We start from the raw sequence: 20,439 nt of genomic DNA on the forward strand, positions 1-20,439 counted from the left end.
CGGCTAGGCCAGCCCCAGCCAGACCCAGGCCGCCTCCGCCGTGAAGTCGGCCTGGCCGCCGGAGAAGAGCAGATCGGCGGTGGCGAAGGCGGGGTCGAGCGGGGCGGGCTGATCGTCACCGGGTGCGTCTTCCCGTACGGCATCGGGCGCTCGTACGGCATCGGGTGCGTCTGCTCGTACGACATCCGACGCTCGTACGGCATCGGGCGCGGGCCCCTCCGCGTACGGAATCGCCGCGCACCGCATCCCCGCCGCCAGCGCCGCCGTCACCCCCGGGGCCGCGTCCTCGAACACCGCGCAGTAGCCGGGCTCGGCGCGCAGCCGCGCCGCTGCGGCCAGGAACACGTCCGGAGCGGGCTTGCCGTGCGGCACCTCCTCCGCCGACACCACCACCGCGCCCGCCGCCTCGCCCAGGTACGCGTCGAGCCCGGTGCCCTCCAGCACCGCCACGATCGCCTCCCGCGACGAACCCGACGCCACCGCCATCGGCACCCCCTCCGCGTGCAGCCGCTCGACCAGCTTGCGCATCTCGGGGAAGACCTCGGTCGAGGCGCGGGCCAGCTCCAGGTACAGCGCGTTGTACTCGCCCAGCAGCGCGTCGAGGCCGACGCCGATCCCGTACCGCTCCCGCAGGATGTCGAGGGTCTCGCGCGTCCCGATGCCGATGAACCGGGCGTTCTCCTCCCAGGTGAAGTCCGGCACGCCGTACCGCGCCAGGAGCCTGCGCCCCGTCTCGTAGTAGTTGGGCTCGCTGTCCACCAGAGTGCCGTCGAGATCGAAGATGACCGAAAGAGGCCGCGGAGTGCTCATGGGTCCAGCATGACCCAACGGATCACCGCCCCTTCGCCGCCCTCCCGATCGCCTCCACCAGCGGCAGCAGCCGGTGCGGCACCCGCTCCCGCAACGCCACCTCCGTCCGCGTGCGCACCACGCCCGGCACCTGGATCAGCCGCTGGATCACGTCCTCCAGATGCCCGGCGTCCCGTGCCACCACCCGTGTCATCAGGTCACCACCGCCGGTGATGGAAAACGCCTCCACGATCTCCGGCACCCCGGCGAGCGCGTCCCCCACCTCGTCCAGATGCCCCTGCGTCACCTCGACGTGCACGAACGCCAGCACCGGATGCCCGAGTGCGGCGGGGGACAGGGTGGGACCGGTGCCGGTGATCACGCCCTCCCGCTCCAGCCGGTCCAGCCGGGCCTGGAGCGTGCCGCGCGCGATGCCCAGGATGCGGGCGTACTCGCGCACGCTCGTGCGCGGCTGCTCGATCAGCAGCCGCAGAATGCGGGTGTCCAGCTCATCCACTGACAAGTCGCACCACCATGGTCCGTTGGCCTCCTCGTGGCTCATCGCTCCCTGCTGCGGCTGTACCAATGGCACAGCTCCCGCAGGGCGAGTTGAGCCACTGTCCCACTTAATGCTTTCCTCTGCCTACTGATGGCGCCGCGCAGCGCCCGGCCCGGCGACGCCGCCGGACCGGACCAGCGGCGCCTTTTCCATGTCCGAAACAGGTGTCCTCCAAGGAGTGCGGGAGTGTTGAAGCGGGTGTTCGTGGCGCCGGATCCCGGCCGGATGCGGCTGCGCAGCGGCCTGCGTGCCGTGCTGGGCATCGCCCTGGCCGTCGCCCTGTCGGGGCTGGTCGGCCACTCGCTGGTCGCGGCGATCACCGCCGGTCTGGCGGCGCTGCTGGCCCTCTTCACGGTCGCCGACGCCACGGTCGCCAAGCAGGCGGTCACCACCGCTCTCCTGCCGGTCGTCGGCTTCCCGGTGCTGGCCCTGGCGACGTCGCTGCACGACCACTCCTGGCTGCGCGACGGCGCCTTCCTAGCCGTGGTGTGCGCGGGGGTCTACGCGCGGCGCTGGGGGCCGCGGGGGCACGCGCTGGGGATCTTCGCGTTCATGACCTTCTTCATGACGCAGTTCCTGCACGCCGTCCCCGCGCAGCTGCCGGAGCTGTACACCGCCATCGCGCTCGCGCTGCTGGCCTCCTCGACGGTCCGCTTCGGGTTCTGGTGCTACGAGAGGCGCGTGCCGCCCCCGGTGCTGCCGGTCCCGGTGCCAGGACGGCGGTTCGCCCGGGTGACCACCCGGCAGGCGATCCAGGCGACGGCGGCCTCGGCGTTCGCGCTCGCCATCGGGCAGGTGCTGTCCGAGGACCGCTGGTACTGGGCGGTGGGCACGGTGTGGTGGATCTTCGTGAACACCACCTCGCGCGGCGAGACCCTGGTGCGCGGCTTCCGCCGGGTGGCGGGCACCCTCACGGGCATCGTGATCGGCCTGGTCGTCGCCGTCGAACTCGACGGCGCCCCCGTCCCGACCGCGATCCTGGTCGCGGTCTGCGTCTTCGGGATCTTCTACACGGCCGCCGTCTCGTACACCTGGATGATGCTGGCCGTGACCGTGATGGCCGGGCTGCTGTACGGGCTGCTCGGCGTCCTGGACCACGACCTGCTGGTCCTGCGGCTCGCCGAGACCGGTGTCGGGGCGGCGGGCGTGGCCCTGGCGGTCCTGCTGGTCCTGCCCGTCACCACCCACGCGACCACCAACGACTGGATCCACCGCGCCGCGCAGTGCGTGCACCGCTGCACCTCCGCGGCGGCCGACCGGCTCGCCGGGAAGCCCGACGCGGACCCCGCCGCGAGCGTGGCCGAACTGGAGCTCCTGCTGGGCCGCGTACGCCTCTCCCTCGCCCCGCTGGTCCACCCCCTGAACCCGCTGCGCGAGCGCAAGGGCCGGGCGCGCCAGGTGCTGGCCCTGCTCGACGACTGCGCCCGCGAGGTGCGCGGGCTCGCCCGCATCGCCGCCGACGCGGAGGCCTCCCACGACGACCGTCTGACGGCCGCGTGCTGGCGGGTGGAGAAGGCCGTGGAGGCGCTGACGACCCCCGGGAACGCCGTCGCGGGAACCCACACCGCCCCCGGCGAGGAGCACGCCACCGACCTGACGGCCCTCGTGCACCTGCACGCCATCGAGAGCGCGCTGGCGCAGTTGGCGGTGCCCCTGAGCGGGAAGGTGCGCCCCTCCTCGGTGGCGGACTGCTGATTCTGATCCGTACGTACGGCGTTCTGATGCGTACGTACGGGTACGGTGTCCCGCTCAGCGCAGCGGGGTGCCGTCCTCCCGGAGCTGCATCTGCGGCCTGCCCGTCACCAGGAGCCAGGCCGGCAGCGACGCCACGCACATCAGCGCCAGGATCGCGGGCGACGACACGTCCGTCGTGGGGCAGTTGGCGCAGCTCGGCCGGCTTGCGCAGCAGGGGCTGATCACGCCGGAGGAGTTCGCCGCGGCGAAGGCCAAACTGCTCGGCACGTGAAGTCCCTTGCACCCCTTCAGGGGCGCGCGCCATCCGCGTCGCGCCCCTGAACGCTTCCCCGCGCTCCCCGTCGTCCGACGCGTATCCGGATGATCCGCCCTCAGCGGGGGTAAACCCGGCGGCATCATGCGGGAGGAACGGCCCGGAGAGGCGAACAGATCGCATGTGCCGGGCGTGAATCGTCGATGCCCGGGGATGCGAGCAGGATGCGCAACGATCTTCAGCGAGCCGTGGACCGGATGTCCGGCCGAACACCGGCGGACCACGCCGTGGAAGCGATGGATACCGGGGAAGCACCCGAAACCACCCCCGGGCCGCCCCGCACTACGACCCCACCGGCGCCCGGACTCGCCCCTCGCCCGGCCGTCGGTCCGGGACTCGCCGCCGACCCGGCGGACGGGTCCGGTTCCACCCCGCCGGACGGGTCCGGTTCCGCCGCCGGCCCGGGACGCGCCGCCGACCCGGCTGCCGGAATCCCCCGGCAGAATCGCGGTCCGGTCCCCGCGCAGCTTCTCCTGGACGCTCCGTACGCTGCTCAGCGCCGCGTTCCGGTCCCGGTGACCCCGCTCCACGCGGCCAAGCTCCCCGGTGCACCGGGCCCCGCCCCGGCGGAGCCCCACCCGGCACCGGCTTCCCCCGCCCCCGAACGCCACGACCGGGGCTGGAGCCTCTCCGAGGGCGCCCGCACGGGGGCCGCCCAGTGCCCCGTCGCCCACGGCGGACTGCTGCCCGTGCCGGAGCGGAGTGCCGCCGCGCAGCCCGAGAACCGGGCCTACGCCCTCGACCTCGACACCCTGCACCGCCTCGCCGACGACTTCGTGCGGCTGCACCACCGCGAGGCCCCCGCCCACGGCGACCCCGGGCCGCGCCTCGACGCCGTGCACGCGGAGATCGACGCCACCGGAACGTACCGGCACACCCCCGGCGAACTCGCCTTCGGCGCCCGCGTCGCCTGGCGCAACAGCAACCGCTGCATCGGCCGCCTCTACTGGAACTCCCTGCGCGTCCGCGACCGCCGCCACATCAGCGACGCCGACACCGTCGCCAGGGAGTGCGTCGAGCACCTGAGGGAAGCGGGCAACGGGGGACGGATACGACCCCTGATCACCGTCTTCGCCCCCGACACCCCCGCCCGCCCGGGACCGCGGGTCTGGAACGAGCAGCTCATCCGGTACGCGGGCTACACCGCCGCCGCCGGCGAGATCGTCGGCGACCCGCGCAACACCGGCCTCACCGAACTCGCCATGCGGCTGGGCTGGCGCGGCGGACCCGGCACCCCCTTCGACGTACTGCCCCTGATCGTGCAGGGGAGCGACGACAAGCCGCAGTGGTACGAGCTCCCCCAGGACGCCGTGCTCGAAGTGCCGCTCCAGCACCCCGAGGACACCTGGGCGCAGGAGTGGGGGCTGCGCTGGCACGCCGTACCCGCGATCTCCCACATGTGCCTGGAGATCGGCGGGATCTGCTACCCCTGCGCCCCCTTCAACGGCTGGTACATGGGCACCGAGATCGGTGCGCGCGACCTCGCGGACGCCGACAGGTACAACCTGCTGCCGCCGCTCGCCGAACGCCTCGGGCTCGACGTCACCAGCGACCGCTCGCTGTGGAAGGACCGGGCCCTGGTGGAGCTCAACCGGGCCGTCCTGCACTCCTTCGACCGCGCGGGCATCACCATCACCGACCACCACACCGAGTCGGAACGTTTCCTCACCCACCTCGACCGCGAGGAGGGCAAGGGCCGCCAGGTCGGTGCCGACTGGTCGTGGATCGTGCCGCCGATGTCGAGCGCGGCGACGGGCGTCTTCCACCGGACGTACGACAACACCGAACTGTCGCCGCTGTTCACGCACCACGACGACGCACTCGTCCGGGCACGGGGCGAGGCCGGACTCTAGACAGCGGCACCGGTTGGTCTAGACCGCCCTGCTACCGTCGCCCCACGCACACGAACTCGCGGAAAGGGGCTGCACGGTGAGCAGCAGGGCAACGGGGTCTCAATCCCAGGAGGCGCGCGCCTTCATCGGCTCGTTCACCTCGGCGGGCGGGCGCGGCGTCGTGACCGCCGCCGTGGACCCGAAGACGGGCGCGCTCACGGCGCTCGGCGCGACCGACGCCGTCGCCGACCCGTCGTACCTGGCGCTCTCCGCCGACGGACGCCTGCTGTACGCGGTGAGCGAGACGGAGGAGGGCGCGGCGGCGGCGTTCGACCTCGCCGACGCGCTGCCCCGCCCGCTGGGGGAGCCGGTCCCGGTCGGCGGCAGCTCGCCCACCCACCTCGCGCTCGCCGCCGGTCACCTCGTCACCGCCAACTACGGCTCCGGCAGCGTCACCGTCCTGCCGCTGCGCACCGACGGCACCCCCGACGCGGCGTCCGGCGTCCTCCACCACCGCGGCAGCGGCCCCGACACGGACCGCCAGCAGGGCCCGCACGCCCACCAGGTGCTGCCGGACCCGTCCGGCCGCTGGGTCCTCAGCGTGGACCTCGGCACCGACTCGGTACGGGTCTGCGCGCTCGGCACCGGCACCGGCGCCCTCACCGTGCACGCCGAGGCGGCGCTGCGCCCGGGCACCGGACCGCGCCACCTCGCCTTCCACCCCACAGGCGCGTACGCGTACGTCGTGAACGAGCTGACCCCCACGGTCACCGTCTGCCGCTGGGAGGCAGCCACAGGCACCCTCACGCCGCTCTCGGAGGCCCCTCTGCTGCCGGAGGAGACCGCCGAGCGCAGCTACGCCTCCGAGGGTGTTGTCGCGCACGACGGACGCTTCCTGTGGGTCGCCAACCGGGGCCACGACAGCATCTCCGTGCTGGAGCTGACCGACGGCGGCGCCGGGGCCGTACTGCGCACCACCGTGCCCTGCGGCGGCCACTGGCCGCGCGACCTGGCGCTCGACCCGACGGGCAGCCGCCTGTACGCCGCCAACGAGCGCTCCGGCGACGTGACCTGGTTCGACGTGGACCCCGCGTCGGGCGTCCCGAGCCGCAGCGGCTCGATCGAGGCCCCGGCCGCGTCCTGCGTGGTCTTCGGCTGACGCCCCTGACGCACTTTTCAGCACGCGAAAGGCCCGCACCCTCGGCGATGAGGTGCGGGCCTTTCGCTGTGCCTGTCTGCGTCCGTCAGTGGACCGGCGCCGCCTGCTGCGGCGTGAGGCCCAGCGCCGTCGCGTACTGCGACAGCACCAGCTTGCCGATCGCCGGGTACGCGCCGAGCGGCTCGGCGAACGCGCAGCCCGCCTCCTTCGCGGCGGTCTCCAGCAGGTCGGTGGCGACCTCCGGGCCGATCAGGTACGGGGCGAGCGCCAGGTTCGCGGAACCCGACCCGCGCAGCTGCTCGGCGATCGAGGCGATGGAGCCCTCCTCGTCGAGCGCCGCCGCCATCACCGGCACCGCGAGGCGCGCGGCCAGCAGCATGCCGGTGATCCCGGCGGCCTGCACGGCCTCCTCGCCACCGACGGTGGCCAGCACGATGCCGTCGGCCGCCGTGGCGACCGTGAACAGCCGCGCCCGGTCGGCGCGCGAGAGGCCCGCCTCGGACAGACGCACGTGCAGCGCCTCGGCGAGCAGCGGGTGCGGGCCGAGGACGTCGGTCAGCTCGGCGGCGGCGTGGCTGTCCACGAGAGCCTGCCGTATCCGCCGCATCGTGGACGCCTCGGGCCCGGCCAGCAGCGGCACCACGACGGCGACCGGGCCCTCGGGGGCCGACACCTCGCGGCCGGCGGCCAGGGCCAGCTCGTAGCGGGCGGTGCGCTCGGTCGCGGCGTGCGCGAGCACGGCGTCCAGCGTCGGGTACTCGGGGTAGTCGCCCTGGTCGTCGCCGTCCAGGTAACCGATGCGGGCGTCCAGGCCCGGCAGCTCGGAACGCGCGATGCTCAGGAGTTCTTCCGCCAGGCAGCGCGTGGCGGTGGTCGGCTCGCCGGGAACGGCGAGAACAAGTGCGGGTGCGCCCTCGGGAGCCGCCACGGGCTCCGGACGACGGTGTCGTCCGGGCTGGCGGGGGCGCGGCATTCGTACAGGCAGGCCGGAAGCGGGCCCAGTGGGGGAGCTCATGGCGCCGCATGCTACTGGCTTTGCGGGTGCGGCTGTTCGGGGAGGGTGTATTCGAGAGGTATCTGTCCCGTTTTATCCAGGGAATGACGACGAATGCGCGCGAAATCAACGGGTTTGATGTCCGAATACGCACAACATGCGTGGATCGTACGGGAATGACAGGTTGTCGGTGGCGAGAGCGGCCGCGATCACCAGCGCCCCGTCGAGCGGACTCCCCAGCGCCTCCACCCGCCGTGCGAGCGGCAGCGCGCGGACGAACTCTTCGTGCAGCGGTACGAGAAGGGGCTCGCCCAGTTTCAACAGGCCACCGGTGAGCGCCACCTCGGGCGTCGCCCCGGCACCGGGCGGCGGACACACGGCCGCCGCCGACTCCGCGATGTGCCGGGCGGCGTCCCGCAGCACGCCCTCGGCCACCGGGTCGCCCTCGGCGGCGCACGCGGCGACCTCCGGGGCGAAGGCGGCGAGGACCGCAGGTCGGTCGGTGCGCGGATACAGCAGCCCCGGCAGCTCGGCCGCCGACCCGAACACCGCCTCCAGCCGCCGCAGCAGCGCGGCGGAACCGCCCGCGCGCCCGTCGTGCGCACGCATCGCCGCCTCCAGCCCGGCCCGGCCGATCCACGCGCCGCCGCCGCAGTCGCCCAGCAGATGCCCCCAGCCGTCGGCCCGCCGCCAGACGGTGAGGTCGGTGCCCACGCCGATCAGGCCGGTGCCTGCGGCGACGACCGCCCCGGGCCGCTGCCCCAGCGCCCCCGCGTACGCGGTGACCGCGTCGGCGGCCAGCGCCACCCGCCGCACCCCGAACTCCTCGGCCAGTACCCCGGGCAGTCGCGCCCGCAGGTCGTCACCCAGCGTCGCCATCCCGGCCGCACCCACGCAGACCGCCGCGAGCTGCCCGCCGCCGGTGCGCGCCAGCAACTCCCGCGCGGCGGGCACCAGTTGCGCGGCCATGCCGTCGGCGTCGATCCCGGCGGGGCCGGTGGGCACGGGCACGTCCGAGACCACGGGCGGCGACGCGTACGTCACCGTCCCGTCGGGCGTGCCCGTCTTCACGGGTGTGAGGGCGACGCGGACGCCGGAGCCGCCCGAGTCGACCCCGAGCGCGTACTCGTCGGCGGCGTCCGCGGCGGCCCCCGCTACGGCAGCTTCCAGTCGATCGGAGCGGCCCCCTGCTGGGTGAGCAGCTCATTGGTCCGGCTGAAGGGCCGGGAGCCGAAGAACCCGTTGTCCGCGGACCGGGGCGAGGGGTGCACCGACTCCACCACCGGCACGCTGCCCAGCAGCCGCTTCAGGCTGCGGGCGTTGCTGCCCCACAACACCGCCACCAGCGGCTTGCCGCGCGCCGCCAGCGCCGTGATGGCCTGCTCGGTGACCTGCTCCCAGCCCTTGCCCTGGTGGGCGTTGGGCCTGCGGGGCGCGGTGGTGAGCGCCCTGTTGAGCAGGAGCACCCCCTGCTGCGTCCACGGGGTGAGGTCCCCGTTGGACGGGCGGGGATGCCCGAGGTCGGTGTGCATCTCCCAGAAGATGTTGTCCAGGCTCGGCGGCACCGGCCGGACGTCGGGCGCGACCGAGAAGCTCAGTCCCACCGCGTGTCCCGGTGTCGGGTACGGGTCCTGACCCACGATCAGGACCTTCACCTCGTCGAACGGCTGCTGAAACGCCCGCAGGATGTTCGGCCCCGCCGGTACGTATCGACGTCCCGCGGCGACCTCCGCGCGCAGGAAGTCGCCCATCGCGGCGATCTGTCCGGCCACGGGCTCCAGCGCGTCCGCCCAACCGGGCTCGACGCTCTCTTTCAATGATCTTGCTGCCACGAAGCGTCACTCTACTGGGCTAGTCCGACAACGGGCTCCCGCTCCCCGATCTCTCCGAATCCATCCCTCAAGCGATCACCGCCGCCCGTACGCACAACACATCCGGCAGATGCGAGGCGAGCTGTTGCCAACTGTCCCCGTCGTCGTCGCTCGCGAACACCTCGCCGTTGCGATTGCCGAAGTACACCCCGGCGGCGGGCTCGTTGTCGTCCGTGCACAGCGCGTCGCGCAGCACCGTCCCGAAGTGCTCCTCCTGCGGCAGGCCCGCCGTCAGCGGCTCCCAGCTCTTGCCCGCGTCCCGCGTCCGGTAGACCCGGCACTTGCGGTCCGCCGGCACCCGGTCGGAGTCGGCCGTGATCGGGAAGACGTACGCCGTGTCCCCCTGGTGCGGGTGCGCGGCCATCGCGAAGCCGAACGTGGACGGCAACCCCTCGCCGATGTCCGACCAGTTGGCCCCGGCGTCGTCGCTGCGGAACACACCCCAGTGGTTCTGGAGATACAGCCGGTCCGGATCCGCCGCGTCCTGCGCGACCTTGTGCACGCACTGGCCGAACTCGGGGTTCGGGTCCGGCAGGAAGACCGCCGACACCCCCTTGTTGGACGGCGCCCAGCTCGCCCCGCCGTCCCGGGTCCGGAACACCCCGGCCGTCGACACGGCCACCGTCACCAGGTCCGCGTCGCGCGGGTCCGTCACCACCGTGTGCACGGCCTCGCCGCCTCCGCCGGGCACCCACCGGGAGCGCGTCGGATGCTCCCACAGTGGTCGTACGAGCTCGAAGGTCTCGCCCCGGTCCGTCGACCGGTACAGCGCGGCGGGCTCCGTGCCCGCGTAGACCACGCCCGGCGCGGCGGGCCCCGCCGGGTGCAGCTGCCAGACCCGCTCCAGCGAAGTCCCGGTGTCCTTGGGGAACTTCACCGCCGGTTTCTCCGGCTCGGTCCACGTCCTCCCGAGGTCGTCGGAATGGAAGACCGAGGGCCCCCAGTGCGCGCTGTCCCCGCCGACCAGCAGCCGGGGCGCGTCCCCGCTGCGGTCGATCCCCACCGCATACACGGCCTGCGCGTTGAAATGCGGTCCTTCGAACTCCCACTCCCCGCCGCCGCGCCTGCGGCCGAGGAAGAGTCCCTTGCGTGTGCCTACCGCGAGCAGTACGTCGGACATGGCCGACACCTCCCAGACGTCGTTGTCTCCAGGTATCGGCCAGTCTGCACCCCACCACTGACAATGGCCCTGAGATCAGGTGTTCGCCCAGGTCAGGGCGGTATGCCGGGATTTCGCCGGAAGGTGTTTCGCGCCGAATTCCTTGACAGCGCCGACCCGCTTGGAAACCATCCAGTCGGTACGCCCGCACGGCCCGACCGACGAGGAGAGCCCGCCATGACGTCCCCCACCATGGAGCAGGTCATCGCCGCAGCCGCGGGCCCCCTGCCGCCTGGAGTGTCGCTCCCCACGCCCCCGGTCCACGACACCGTCGAGGAGGAGCGGCGGTACCGCAAGGAGCAACTCGCCGCCGGATTCCGGCTGTTCGGGAAGTTCGGTTTCTCCGAGGGCGTCGCGGGGCACATCACCGTCCGCGACCCCGAGCACCCCGACCGGTTCTGGGTGAACCCCTTCGGCATGGCCTTCTCCCTGATCAAGGCCTCCGACCTGATCCTGGTCGACCACGAGGGCAACCTCCTGCACGGCAACCGCCCGGTCAACCGCGCCGCGTTCGTCATCCACGCCGCCGTCCACCAGGCCCGTCCCGACGCCCTCGCCGCCGCCCACTCGCACTCCCTGCACGGCAAGGCCTTCTCCAGCCTCGGCGTCCCGCTCGACCCGATCACCCAGGACGCCTGCGCCTTCTTCGAGGACCACGGCCTCTACACCGACTACACCGGTGTGGTCAGCGACGCCGAGGAGGGCAAGCGCATCGGGCAGGCCCTCGCCTCGTACAAGGCGGTGATCCTCCAGAACCACGGCCTGCTCACCGTCGGCCGCACGGTCGCCGAGGCCGTCTGGTGGTTCATCACGATGGAACGTTCCTGCCAGGCGCAGCTCCTGGCGATGGCGGCGGGCACTCCGAAGCACATCGACCGCGAGACCGCCCTGCGCACCCGGGGGCAGCTCGGCGGTTCCTTCGCGGGCTGGTTCCAGGCGCAGCCGCTGCTGGACCAGATCACCGCCTCCGACCCCGACCTGTTCGACTGATCCGGCAGCGCGGACCGACGCCCCGTGGACCTCGCCGCCGTCACTCTGCCGATCGCCCTCGCGATCATCATGCTGGGCCTCGGGCTCGGCCTCACCCCCGCCGACTTCCGCCGCGTCCTCACCCAACCGAAGGCCACCGTCGTCGCACTCGGCTGCCAGGTGGTGCTGCTGCCCGCCGTCTGCTTCGGCCTGGTCAACGCCTTCGGGCTGCCGCCGGTCCTGGCGGTGGGCATGATGCTGGTCGTCGCCTCGCCCGGCGGCACCGCCGCCAACCTCTTCAGCCACCTCTACGGCGGTGACGTCGCCCTCAACGTCACGCTCACCGCCGTCAACTCGGTGATCTCCGTCGTCACCCTGCCGCTGGTGTTCAACCTGTCCGCGCAGCACTTCCTCGGCGAGGGCACCGAACTGGGCCTCCAGTTCGCCAAGACGCTCCAGGTGTTCGCGATCGTCCTGGTCCCCGTCGCGATCGGCATGTACGTACGCGCGCGTGCCGCGCGTTTCGCCCGCCGCATGGACCGCCCGGTGAAGATCGCCTCGGTGGTCATCCTGGTGGCGATCATCCTGGGCGCCGCCCTCCAGGAGCGCGCGAACCTCCTGGACTACCTGCGCTCCACCGGACCCGTCGCCGTCGCCCTGCTGGTGCTCAGTCTCGCCGTCGGCTACTGGGTGCCACGCCTGTGCAAGGTGGAGCGCGGCCAGGCCATCGCCTCCTGCATGGAGATCGGCCTGCACAACACCACCCTGGCCATCACCATCGCCATGGGCATCCTCCACAACACCGAAATGGCAGTCCCCGGTGCCACGTACGGGGTATTGATGTTCTTCGCCGCCGCCGTCGCCGGTCTCCTCCTGCGCAGGGCGGCGCACACCTCCGGCACCGGGGGAGCGGTACCCGTACGCGACGAAGCGGGGGAAGCAACCCCCGTGCAGAACAAGGCACTTCCCGAGAGCGAGCATCCATGACCCACCTGGCCGGCCGAGGCATCTCCGACATCACCGGGGAGGCCGCCGAGTGCGGCATGCTCGGCTACGGGAAGGCCGGACAGCAGACCACGGGCCTCCACACGCGCCTGCGCGCGCGGGCCTTCGCCTTCGCCGAGGGCACCGGCGCCGGCGACAGGCGCGTCCTGCTGGTGGTGTGCGAACTCCCGCTGATGTCCGGCGGGATCGTCCAGGAGGTCGTGCGCAGGCTGCCGCCCGAGTGGACCGAGTCCAACGTCATGCTCACCGCCACGCACACCCACTGCGGCCCCGGCGGCTACTTCCACCACGCGCTCTACAACAGCAACACCGCGGGCTTCCGGCCCAAGACGTACACGGCGATCGTCGACGGCATCACCGAGGCCGCCCTCGCGGCCCTCGACGACCTCGCCCCGGCCGAACTCTCCCTGGCCCACGGCGAACTCCACGACACCAGCGCCAACCGCTCCCGCCGCGCCTTCGACCGCAACCCGGAGCACGACCGCGCCCACTTCCCCCACGCCGTCGACCCGCACACCACACTGCTGCACATCGCCCGCGACGGCGAAGCCGTGGGCGCCGTCCACTGGTTCCCCGTGCACAACACCAGCATGACCAACACCAACACCCTGATCAGCAGCGACAACAAGGGTTACGCCGCCTACAAGTGGGAACGGCTCGACGGCGGCACGGACTACCTCGCACCGGAAACACCCGCGTTGGTCACCGCCTTCGCGCAGACCAACGCCGGCGACATGTCGCCCAACCTCAATCTGCGCCCCGGCAGCGGCCCCACCGAGAACGAGTACGACAACACCCGCATCACCGGCACCCGCCAGCAGGAATCCGCCACCGCACTGATCAAGGAGGCTTCCCCGCTCACCGGTCCCCTCGACCACCGCCTCACCCACATCGACCTCTCCCGCACCGAAGTGGGCCCGGAGTACACGGGCGACGGCCGCGCACACCGCACCGGCGCCCCCGTGGGCGGCGCCGCCGCCCTCGCCGGGGCCTGGGCCGACGGAAAGGGCTTCGCGGGCTTCCGCGAGGGCCGCAACCCCGTCTGGGACACCCTCTCGCGGCGCGTCGTGTACACCCTCTCGCCCGCCCTGCGCGACGCCCACGCACCCAAGGCGCTCGTCCTGCCCGCGGGCCCGCTCAACAGGCTCCGCCCGATGGTCCAGGAACGCGTACCCGTCCAACTCCTGCGCATCGGACGCCTGTACCTCATCGGCATCCCCGGCGAGGTCACCATCGTGGCCGGGCTGCGCCTGCGCCGCACGGTCGCCGGAATCGTCGGCGCGCACCTCGACGACGTCCTCGTCGCGAGCTACAGCAACGGCTACTTCCACTACGTGACGACGCCGGAGGAGTACGACGCCCAGGAGTACGAGGGCGGCAGCACCCTCTTCGGCCGCTGGCAGTTGCCCGCGCTCTGCCAGACGGCGGCCGTCCTCGCCACCGCCCTGCGCGACGGGCGCCCGGTCCACCGCGGCACCCCCGAACCCCTCCCGCCGGCCCGGCCCCGACGACGTACCGCCGCAGCGGAACAGCCGCACCCGGGGCACGCGTTCGGCGACGTGCTCTCCTTCGCCCGCATCGGCGACCGGGCGACCGCCACCTTCGTGGCGGCGCACCCCGCCAACGACCTGCGCAGGGGCGACACGTACCTCGCCGTCGAACACCGCACCAGCGACGGCGCCTGGAACCGTGTCGCCGACGACGGCGACTGGTGCACCACCTTCCGCTGGGCCCGCACCGGCCGCACCACGTCCACCGCGACGGTGACCTGGACCGCCCCCGAGAACACGCCGCCGGGCGTCTACCGGCTCCGGTACCGGGGGAACACTGCGGCAGGCGCTGGCTTCAGCGGAGTGACGCAAGCGTTCACCATGCCCTGACGGTGCTCAGATTGCCCAGCCGTACTGGTCCGGAGTCGCCACCTCGCCGTCCAGCTCGCGGGCCGCGCGGCGGGCCCAGGACGGGTCGCGCAGGAGTTCCCGGCCCAGGAGGACGGCGTCGGCCTCCCCGTTGGCGAGGACCTTGTCGGCCTGCACCGGGTCGGTGATCAGGCCCACGGCCGCCACCGGCAGGGTGGTCTCCGCCTTCACCCGGGCCGCGAACGGCACCTGGTAACCGGGGCCCGTGGGAATGCGGGCCCCCGGCGCGTTGCCTCCGGTGGAGACGTCCAGCAGGTCCACGCCGTGCTCCTGGAGGAGCCTCGCGAACCGCACGGTGTCGTCGCCGTCCCAGCCGCCCTCCTCCAGCCAGTCGGTCGCCGAGATGCGGAAGAACAGCGGCAGGTTCTCGGGCCACACCTCGCGTACGGCATCCACGACTTCGAGCGCGAACCGGACGCGATTGTTGAACGATCCTCCGTACTCGTCCGTGCGCTTGTTGGAGTGCGGGGAGAGGAACTCACCGATCAGATAACCGTGTGCGCCGTGCACCTCGGCGACCTGGAATCCCGCCTCCAGGGCGCGCTTGGCCGCGTCGGCGAACTGGCCGACGATCTGACGGATCTGCTCGACCGTCAGCTCGGTGGGCACCGGGTGGCCGTCCTTGAACGGCACCGGGCTCGGCCCCACCGGCTGCCAGCCCTCCGTCTCGGCACCCACCGGGCCGCCGCCGCGCCATGGCCGGTCGGTGGAGGCCTTGCGGCCCGCATGGGCGAGCTGGATGCCGGGCACGGTGCCGTGCGCCTTGAGGAAGTCGGTGATCCGCCGGAAGGCGTCCTTCTGGGTGTCGTTCCACAGGCCCAGGTCCGCCGGGCTGATGCGCCCCTCTGGCGAGACCGCGGTCGCCTCCACCAGGATCAGGCCCGTGCCGCCGGTGGCGCGCGCCGCGTAGTGGGCGAAGTGCCAGTCGTGCGCCACGCCTGCGTTCGGGCCGAACACCTCGGCGCTGTACTGGCACATCGGGGCCATCCAGATCCGGTTGGGCACGGTCACGTCGCGCAGGGTGAAGGGCTGGAAAAGGCTGCTGCTCACGGCGAACTCCATATCAGGGAAGGGCCTGTTGCTGTTTGTACGATACCCATCGTAGTACGGCACCTGTCAAACTACGAGAGGTCTCGTACAATGAGGGTGTCCGTCGACGAAGCAGCCCCGAGGGAGACCACCGTGGCCACCGCAGCAGCGCACACCAGCCGTGAACTCGCGCACCCCGACCGCGCGGAGATCCGGCTCGAAAACGTGCTGCACGCGCTCTCCGACCCGATGCGGCTGCTGATCGTCCGCGACCTCGCCCGCACGGACGACGAACTGGCCTGCTCCGCCTTCGAGCTGCCGGTCTCCAAGTCGACGACCACGCACCACTTCCGCGTCCTGCGCGAGAGCGGCGTCATCGTGCAGGTCTACCGGGGCACCGCGAAGAAGAGCGCCCTGCGCAGCGACGACCTGGAGGAGCTGTTCCCCGGGCTGCTCGAAGCCGTCCTCGCGGCGGCGGAGGCACAGGCCGCACGCGACTGAACGGCGGAGGCACAGGCCGCACGCGACTGAACGCGGGGCTTCAGGCGTCGACCGTGCCCGCCGCCCCCAGCAGCCCCGCCCAGTCGTGGATCTTCACCGAGCGCCGCCCCAGGGACGCCCCGAGCGACGCCTCCGCCGCCTCGATCGCCAGCCAGCCTGGCCACTCCACCGGCCGCAGGCCCGACGTGCGCAGGACGTCCAGGGGGTCGGCCGGCACCGTGCGGCGGGCCAGCGCGTCGGCGTCGGCCAGCAGCGAGGCCGCCGTCTCCTTGGCGCACGGCCGGTTCGTCCCGATCACGCCCGTCGGGCCCCGCTTGATCCACCCGGCCACGTACTCCCCGGCCGACGGCATCCCCTCCCGCAGCACCCGCCCGCCCGCGTGCGGCACCGTCCCGCCCCGCTCGTCGAACGGCAGCCCCGGCAGCGGGACCCCCCGGTAGCCCACCGAGCGCAGTACCAACTGCGCCTCTATGTCCTCGTACGCTCCCGTCCCGCGCACGGAGCCCGACCCGTCCGGCACGGTCCGCTCGAACCGTACGGCCGCCACCCGGCCCGCCTCCTCCAGCAGCTCCACCGGCCGCAGGTAGAAGCGCAGCCGCAGTGCCCGGGCACGCACCGGGGGCGGCGTCAGCGCCCAGCCGCGCAGCACCTCCACGTTGCGGCGCAGCGCACCGGGCAGCCCCGACGGGTCGCCGTACGCGGGGTCCAGCTCCAGCTCCGGCGGCTCCACCGACACCGACGCGTCCGGCAGGCCGCCCAGCTCCCGCAGCTCCTTGGTGGTGAACCGCGCCTGCGAGGGGCCGCGCCGGCCCACCATGTGCACCTCGCGCACGGCGGAGCCCCCGAGCAGGTCCAGCGCCCCCTGCGGCACGTCCGTGGGCAGCAACTCCCCGGCGCCGCGCGCCAGTATCCGCGCCACGTCCACCGCCACGTTCCCGACGCCGATCACCACGGCGGAGCACACCCCGAGCGCGAAGCCGCCCGGATCGGCGTCCGGGTGGGCGCTGTACCAGGAGACGAACTCGGTGGCCGAGTAGCTGCCGGGAAGGTCCTCGCCGGGTATGCCGAGCCTGCGGTCGGCGGCCGCGCCGACGCAGTACACCACCGCGTGGTACAGCTCCCGCAGCCGTTGCGCGGGCAGTTCCGGCGTGCCCGCCTCCACGTTGCCGACGAAGGCGATCCGCTCGTGCTCCAGCACCGTGCGCAGCGTCCCCTGGAGGGACTTGATCTTCTCGTGGTCGGGTGCGACCCCGTACCGCACCAGCCCGTACGGGCACGGCAGCCGGTCCAGTACGTGCACCCGGACGTCCGGCACGGCGGTCTGCTGGACGAGGGCCTGGGCGGTGTAGAGACCACTGGGGCCCGACCCGACGACTGCGACGCGCAACACGGCGAAGCTCCCTCCCGCAGGGTCGCTCCAGCATCGCACCGCACGGGCGAGAGCGGCAGGGGCGTGCACGGGGTGCGAGGCCGCCGTGCGCGAGGAAGCGAGGCCGCCGTGCGCAAGGGTGCGAGGCCGCCGTGCCGCGGCCACCGGACGTACTGCGCTAACGGGGTGCCTTGTGCCCGCCATCCGTGCGCGCCGCCCCGGGCGTTGAGCCGCACGGAGTTACGTTTCCGAAATGCCGGAAACGACCTATTACTCAGCATCTAGCCGATATGAGCCTAATGGAGCAGTTTCGGTATGGCCCGTCTGGGAACTGCAAGGCCACGGCACCGTCACCGGTCCGACCGCCCCCACCTCCTGGGGTGACGGCGGAGCACGCCGTGACCAGCTCCCGCCGTGGTTCAACATCCGGCTGACCTTCGCCGACGGCGCCCGCATCGACGTACTGGCCGTGGTCTCGGAGGGCCGGATCGCCATCGAGGACATGCGGGCCGACCCGCCCCTGTCGCTGGACGGTTTCGCCGTGCTCGCCGACTGGATCGAGGGTCCCCTGGAGGACGCCTGCCGGGTCGTCGCCGAGCAGCACCGGGGCGGTCTTTCCGGCCCCCGCGGATACTTCGGCGACGGCCCGGAGTTCGACGAGGAGCCCCCGGGCAAGCGCCGTGCCCGTCCCTCCTGGCCGCGCGGCAGCGCCGGGCGCAGGATTGCGGCCGAGGCGTATCGGGCGGCGCAGGAGGAGGGGCGGGATCCGGTCCTCGCGGTGATGTACGCGACCGGACGCAGCCGCCGCAAGTCCCTCAAGGTCATCGCGAGCGCACGCGACGAGGGATATCTGGCCCCGCGCCACAACAGGCGCTGACGACACCGGAACCTCTGTCGCGCGGGGTCACTGCCTCGCAAGACCGCTAGGCGGTCTTGAGCATCCGCGCCATCCGGTTGATCTCGGTCGTCTGCTGGGCGACCAGGTCGGTCGCCATCTCCTCGATCGTCACGTCGTTTCCGTCGGACAGGACGTCACCGGCCATGGTCAGCGCCCCCTTGTGGTGCGTGATCATCAGCTTCAGGAACAGCTTGTCGAAGGCCTCGCCCTTGGCCGCCTTCAGCTCGGCGAGCTGCTGGGGGGTCGCCATGCCCGCCATGGACGCGTGGTCGTGCGGCGTCCTGGGCCGCTTGGCCGCGCCGTTGCGGGTCTCCCAGCCCTTCATCGCCTCAATCTCCGGCTTCTGGGCCGCCGCGATGCGCAGCGCGAGCTGCTTGACGCCCTCCGAGGAGGCGCGCGAGGGGGCGAGATCCGTCATCACCAGGGCCTGCCCGTGGTGGACGACCATCATCTCCGTGTAGGTGAAGTCCGCCGAGTTGGGCTTGTCGACGGGGGCCTCCTTGCGGGCCTCGTCCGCGCTCAGGGTGCGTGCGGGCTCGCCCGGCTTCCCCGGGGCGACCACCGATCCGGCGCTCTGCGGCTTTGCCTTCGCGTCGCTCTCCCGCGCCCCGTCGCAGCCGGACAGAGCGAGCAGAGCGGCAGCGGCGAGCAGGGCCGTCACGGCCAACTTGCGTCGATGTCCGCCGATTTGACGGGGGTGCACAGCAACCTCCTGTTGGGAACGGGGCAGTTGGTGACCGGTGTAGCACGGTTTCGCACACGGGTGATCAGAAAACTTCATTACATCTCCGTTGCCATCTGTTGAGATGTACATGAGAAGACAGATACTTCCGAGGTCCCTCAACCATTCAACTGCGAACCGAAACAAGGGAGTACGCAGTGGCATCGTTGACCAACCCCCGCGTCAAGAGACGCAGACGCCTCGGCGTGGCAGCAGCCGCGGCCGGTCTGCTCGCGACGCTCCTCACGGCGGGCCCCGCCGCCGCGACCCCCGAGCCCGGCGACACCCCCGCCAAGCGGCAGGGTGTCACCACCTCGCAGCAGGAGGAGGCCCGCAAGGCCATCCAGGGCGGCGAGATACCCGGCGTGGACGAGATCGTCCACAGCAAGAACGTCGAGCACCTGGCGAACATCCCCAAGGACGCCCTCAAGGGCCTCAACACGGACCTCGCCTTCCAGGGCAAGTACGCCTTCGCCGGCAACTACGACGGCTTCCGCATCTTCGACATCAGCAACCCGAAGCAGCCGAAGACCGTCACCCAGGTCCTGTGTCCCGGATCGCAGAACGACATCTCCGTCTCCGGGAACCTGCTCTTCCTCTCCACGGACTCCTCGCGCAGCGACAACTCCTGCACCAGCACCACGCAGCCCGCGACGGAGAAGTCCTCCTGGGAGGGCATGAAGATCTTCGACATCAGCGACATCCGCAACCCGAAGTACGTCGCCGCCGTCGAGACCGCCTGCGGTTCGCACACCCACACCCTGGTGCCCGAGCGCAAGAACATCTACGTGTACGTCTCCTCGTACTCGCCGCGCGCCACCTACCCGGACTGCCAGCCGCCGCACGACGGCATCTCGGTCATCAAGGTGCCCCGCAAGGCGCCCCAGAAGGCCGCGGTCGTCGACTTCCCGGTGCTCTTCCCCGACGGCGGCAACCCTGGCGGCGGCACGGAGAACCCGAACCTGTCCGAGACCACCGGCTGCCACGACATCACGGTGCTTCCCTCGAAGGACCTGGCCGCCGGCGCCTGCATGGGCGACGGCATCCTCTTCTCCATCAAGGACCCGGAGAAGCCCAAGGTCATCGACCGCGTCCAGGACAACACCAACTTCGCGTTCTGGCACTCGGCGACCTTCAACGAGCGCGCCAACAAGGTCGTCTTCACCGACGAGCTCGGCGGCGGCTCCGGCGCCACCTGCAACGCGGAGATCGGTCCCAAGCGCGGTGCCAACGGCATCTACGAGATCAAGGGCCACGGCGACAAGCGCAAGCTCGTCTTCAAGAGCTACTTCAAGATCCCGCGCCACCAGGCCGACACCGAGAACTGCGTCGCCCACAACGGCTCGCTGATCCCCGTTCCCGGCCGCGACATCATGGTCCAGGCCTGGTACCAGGGCGGTGTCTCCTTCTGGGACTTCACCGACTCCTCGAAGCCGAAGGAGATCGGCTACTTCGAGCGCGGCCCGCTGTCCACGACCACCATCTCCACCGGCGGTTCCTGGTCGGCGTACTACTACAACGGCTACGTCTTCTCCAACGACATCGCCAAGGGCTTCGACGTCCTGAAGATCAACGACCGTCGGACCGACCCGGCGAAGTGGTTCCGCCAGCGCGAGCTGAACGTGCAGACGCAGCCCGACTACCTCTGATCATCCCG

The 20,439-nt window shown here is 72.0% G+C and carries 19 protein-coding genes; 10 read left to right on the forward strand and 9 right to left on the reverse strand.

Annotated features, from left to right (window positions below; all coding sequences use genetic code 11):
* Positions 1 to 3: 3 nt before the first annotated feature.
* Both IE269_RS30125 and IE269_RS30130 read right to left on the reverse strand, forming a co-directional pair.
* On the reverse strand, positions 4 to 810 hold the full coding sequence (locus IE269_RS30125; RefSeq protein ID WP_189826359.1) for an HAD family hydrolase: 807 nt from the start codon (positions 808 to 810) through the stop codon (positions 4 to 6).
* A gap of 22 nt (positions 811 to 832) precedes the next feature.
* Positions 833 to 1,312, reverse strand: coding sequence for an Lrp/AsnC family transcriptional regulator (locus tag IE269_RS30130; protein WP_189826360.1), 480 nt, complete (start codon positions 1,310 to 1,312; stop codon positions 833 to 835).
* A gap of 222 nt (positions 1,313 to 1,534) precedes the next feature.
* Between IE269_RS30130 and IE269_RS30135 the strand changes: the two genes are divergently transcribed.
* The 4 genes from IE269_RS30135 to IE269_RS30150 all read left to right on the forward strand — a co-directional run bounded on the left by IE269_RS30135 (position 1,535) and on the right by IE269_RS30150 (position 6,347).
* Entirely contained in the window at positions 1,535 to 3,043 is a 1,509-nt protein-coding gene (locus IE269_RS30135) for an FUSC family protein (RefSeq protein ID WP_189826361.1), read from the forward strand.
* 175 nt (positions 3,044 to 3,218) lie between these two features.
* On the forward strand, positions 3,219 to 3,314 hold the full coding sequence (locus tag IE269_RS43355; protein WP_229898363.1) for an SHOCT domain-containing protein: 96 nt from the start codon (positions 3,219 to 3,221) through the stop codon (positions 3,312 to 3,314).
* Between the two features lie 794 nt (positions 3,315 to 4,108).
* Positions 4,109 to 5,209 (forward strand): nitric oxide synthase oxygenase, encoded by a 1,101-nt coding sequence (locus IE269_RS30145; RefSeq protein WP_268253634.1) that lies wholly within the window; start codon positions 4,109 to 4,111, stop codon positions 5,207 to 5,209.
* Between the two features lie 76 nt (positions 5,210 to 5,285).
* Positions 5,286 to 6,347, forward strand: coding sequence for a lactonase family protein (locus IE269_RS30150; protein ID WP_189826363.1), 1,062 nt, complete (start codon positions 5,286 to 5,288; stop codon positions 6,345 to 6,347).
* An 85-nt stretch (positions 6,348 to 6,432) separates the two neighbouring features.
* Here IE269_RS30150 and IE269_RS30155 read toward each other — a convergent pair whose 3' ends face one another.
* The 4 genes from IE269_RS30155 to IE269_RS30170 all read right to left on the reverse strand — a co-directional run bounded on the left by IE269_RS30155 (position 6,433) and on the right by IE269_RS30170 (position 10,332).
* The gene (locus IE269_RS30155) at positions 6,433 to 7,362 is read right to left on the reverse strand and encodes a sirohydrochlorin chelatase (protein WP_189826364.1); all 930 of its coding nucleotides are present in this window, start codon (positions 7,360 to 7,362) and stop codon (positions 6,433 to 6,435) included.
* 105 nt (positions 7,363 to 7,467) lie between these two features.
* Entirely contained in the window at positions 7,468 to 8,511 is a 1,044-nt protein-coding gene (locus IE269_RS30160; protein WP_189826411.1) for an N-acetylglucosamine kinase, read from the reverse strand.
* The gene (locus IE269_RS30165; RefSeq protein WP_189826365.1) at positions 8,496 to 9,173 is read right to left on the reverse strand and encodes a uracil-DNA glycosylase; all 678 of its coding nucleotides are present in this window, start codon (positions 9,171 to 9,173) and stop codon (positions 8,496 to 8,498) included. Before IE269_RS30165 ends, IE269_RS30160 begins: the two co-directional genes overlap by 16 nt.
* Before the next feature lie 67 nt (positions 9,174 to 9,240).
* A complete protein-coding gene (locus tag IE269_RS30170) occupies positions 9,241 to 10,332 on the reverse strand; it encodes a WD40/YVTN/BNR-like repeat-containing protein (protein ID WP_189826366.1) in 1,092 nt (363 codons plus the stop codon).
* A 216-nt stretch (positions 10,333 to 10,548) separates the two neighbouring features.
* Between IE269_RS30170 and IE269_RS30175 the strand changes: the two genes are divergently transcribed.
* From IE269_RS30175 to IE269_RS30185, 3 genes are read left to right on the forward strand one after another with little or no spacing between them, the layout of a single operon-like run.
* Positions 10,549 to 11,361 (forward strand): class II aldolase/adducin family protein, encoded by an 813-nt coding sequence (locus IE269_RS30175; RefSeq protein WP_189826367.1) that lies wholly within the window; start codon positions 10,549 to 10,551, stop codon positions 11,359 to 11,361.
* A 24-nt stretch (positions 11,362 to 11,385) separates the two neighbouring features.
* Positions 11,386 to 12,327, forward strand: coding sequence for a bile acid:sodium symporter family protein (locus tag IE269_RS30180; protein ID WP_229898364.1), 942 nt, complete (start codon positions 11,386 to 11,388; stop codon positions 12,325 to 12,327).
* Positions 12,324 to 14,225: a neutral/alkaline non-lysosomal ceramidase N-terminal domain-containing protein gene (locus IE269_RS30185; RefSeq protein WP_189826368.1), complete on the forward strand. Its 1,902-nt coding sequence runs from the start codon at positions 12,324 to 12,326 to the stop codon at positions 14,223 to 14,225. Before IE269_RS30180 ends, IE269_RS30185 begins: the two co-directional genes overlap by 4 nt.
* Positions 14,226 to 14,231: 6 nt before the next feature.
* On the opposite strand, the gene IE269_RS30190 is transcribed toward IE269_RS30185, so the two are convergent.
* Positions 14,232 to 15,326: an NADH:flavin oxidoreductase/NADH oxidase gene (locus IE269_RS30190; protein ID WP_189826369.1), complete on the reverse strand. Its 1,095-nt coding sequence runs from the start codon at positions 15,324 to 15,326 to the stop codon at positions 14,232 to 14,234.
* A 78-nt stretch (positions 15,327 to 15,404) separates the two neighbouring features.
* Here IE269_RS30190 and IE269_RS30195 point away from each other — a divergent pair, with 78 nt between their 5' ends.
* On the forward strand, positions 15,405 to 15,794 hold the full coding sequence (locus IE269_RS30195) for an ArsR/SmtB family transcription factor (RefSeq protein WP_189826370.1): 390 nt from the start codon (positions 15,405 to 15,407) through the stop codon (positions 15,792 to 15,794).
* Between the two features lie 40 nt (positions 15,795 to 15,834).
* Here IE269_RS30195 and IE269_RS30200 read toward each other — a convergent pair whose 3' ends face one another.
* Positions 15,835 to 17,184, reverse strand: a complete 1,350-nt coding sequence (locus IE269_RS30200) for an FAD-dependent oxidoreductase (protein WP_189826371.1) — start codon at positions 17,182 to 17,184, stop codon at positions 15,835 to 15,837.
* 232 nt (positions 17,185 to 17,416) lie between these two features.
* Here IE269_RS30200 and IE269_RS30205 point away from each other — a divergent pair, with 232 nt between their 5' ends.
* On the forward strand, positions 17,417 to 18,040 hold the full coding sequence (locus IE269_RS30205; protein ID WP_229898366.1) for a DUF6214 family protein: 624 nt from the start codon (positions 17,417 to 17,419) through the stop codon (positions 18,038 to 18,040).
* A 46-nt stretch (positions 18,041 to 18,086) separates the two neighbouring features.
* Here the strand turns inward: IE269_RS30205 and IE269_RS30210 are convergent, their stop codons facing one another.
* Positions 18,087 to 18,764 carry a DUF305 domain-containing protein gene (locus IE269_RS30210; RefSeq protein WP_229898367.1) on the reverse strand — a complete coding sequence of 226 codons (678 nt, stop codon included), beginning with the start codon at positions 18,762 to 18,764 and terminating at the stop codon, positions 18,087 to 18,089.
* A 185-nt stretch (positions 18,765 to 18,949) separates the two neighbouring features.
* Here IE269_RS30210 and IE269_RS30215 point away from each other — a divergent pair, with 185 nt between their 5' ends.
* Positions 18,950 to 20,431 carry an LVIVD repeat-containing protein gene (locus IE269_RS30215; RefSeq protein WP_189826414.1) on the forward strand — a complete coding sequence of 494 codons (1,482 nt, stop codon included), beginning with the start codon at positions 18,950 to 18,952 and terminating at the stop codon, positions 20,429 to 20,431.
* Positions 20,432 to 20,439: the final 8 nt, after the last annotated feature.

Source organism: Streptomyces spiroverticillatus, from assembly GCA_014650415.1.
GTDB lineage: Bacteria > Actinomycetota > Actinomycetes > Streptomycetales > Streptomycetaceae > Streptomyces > Streptomyces spiroverticillatus.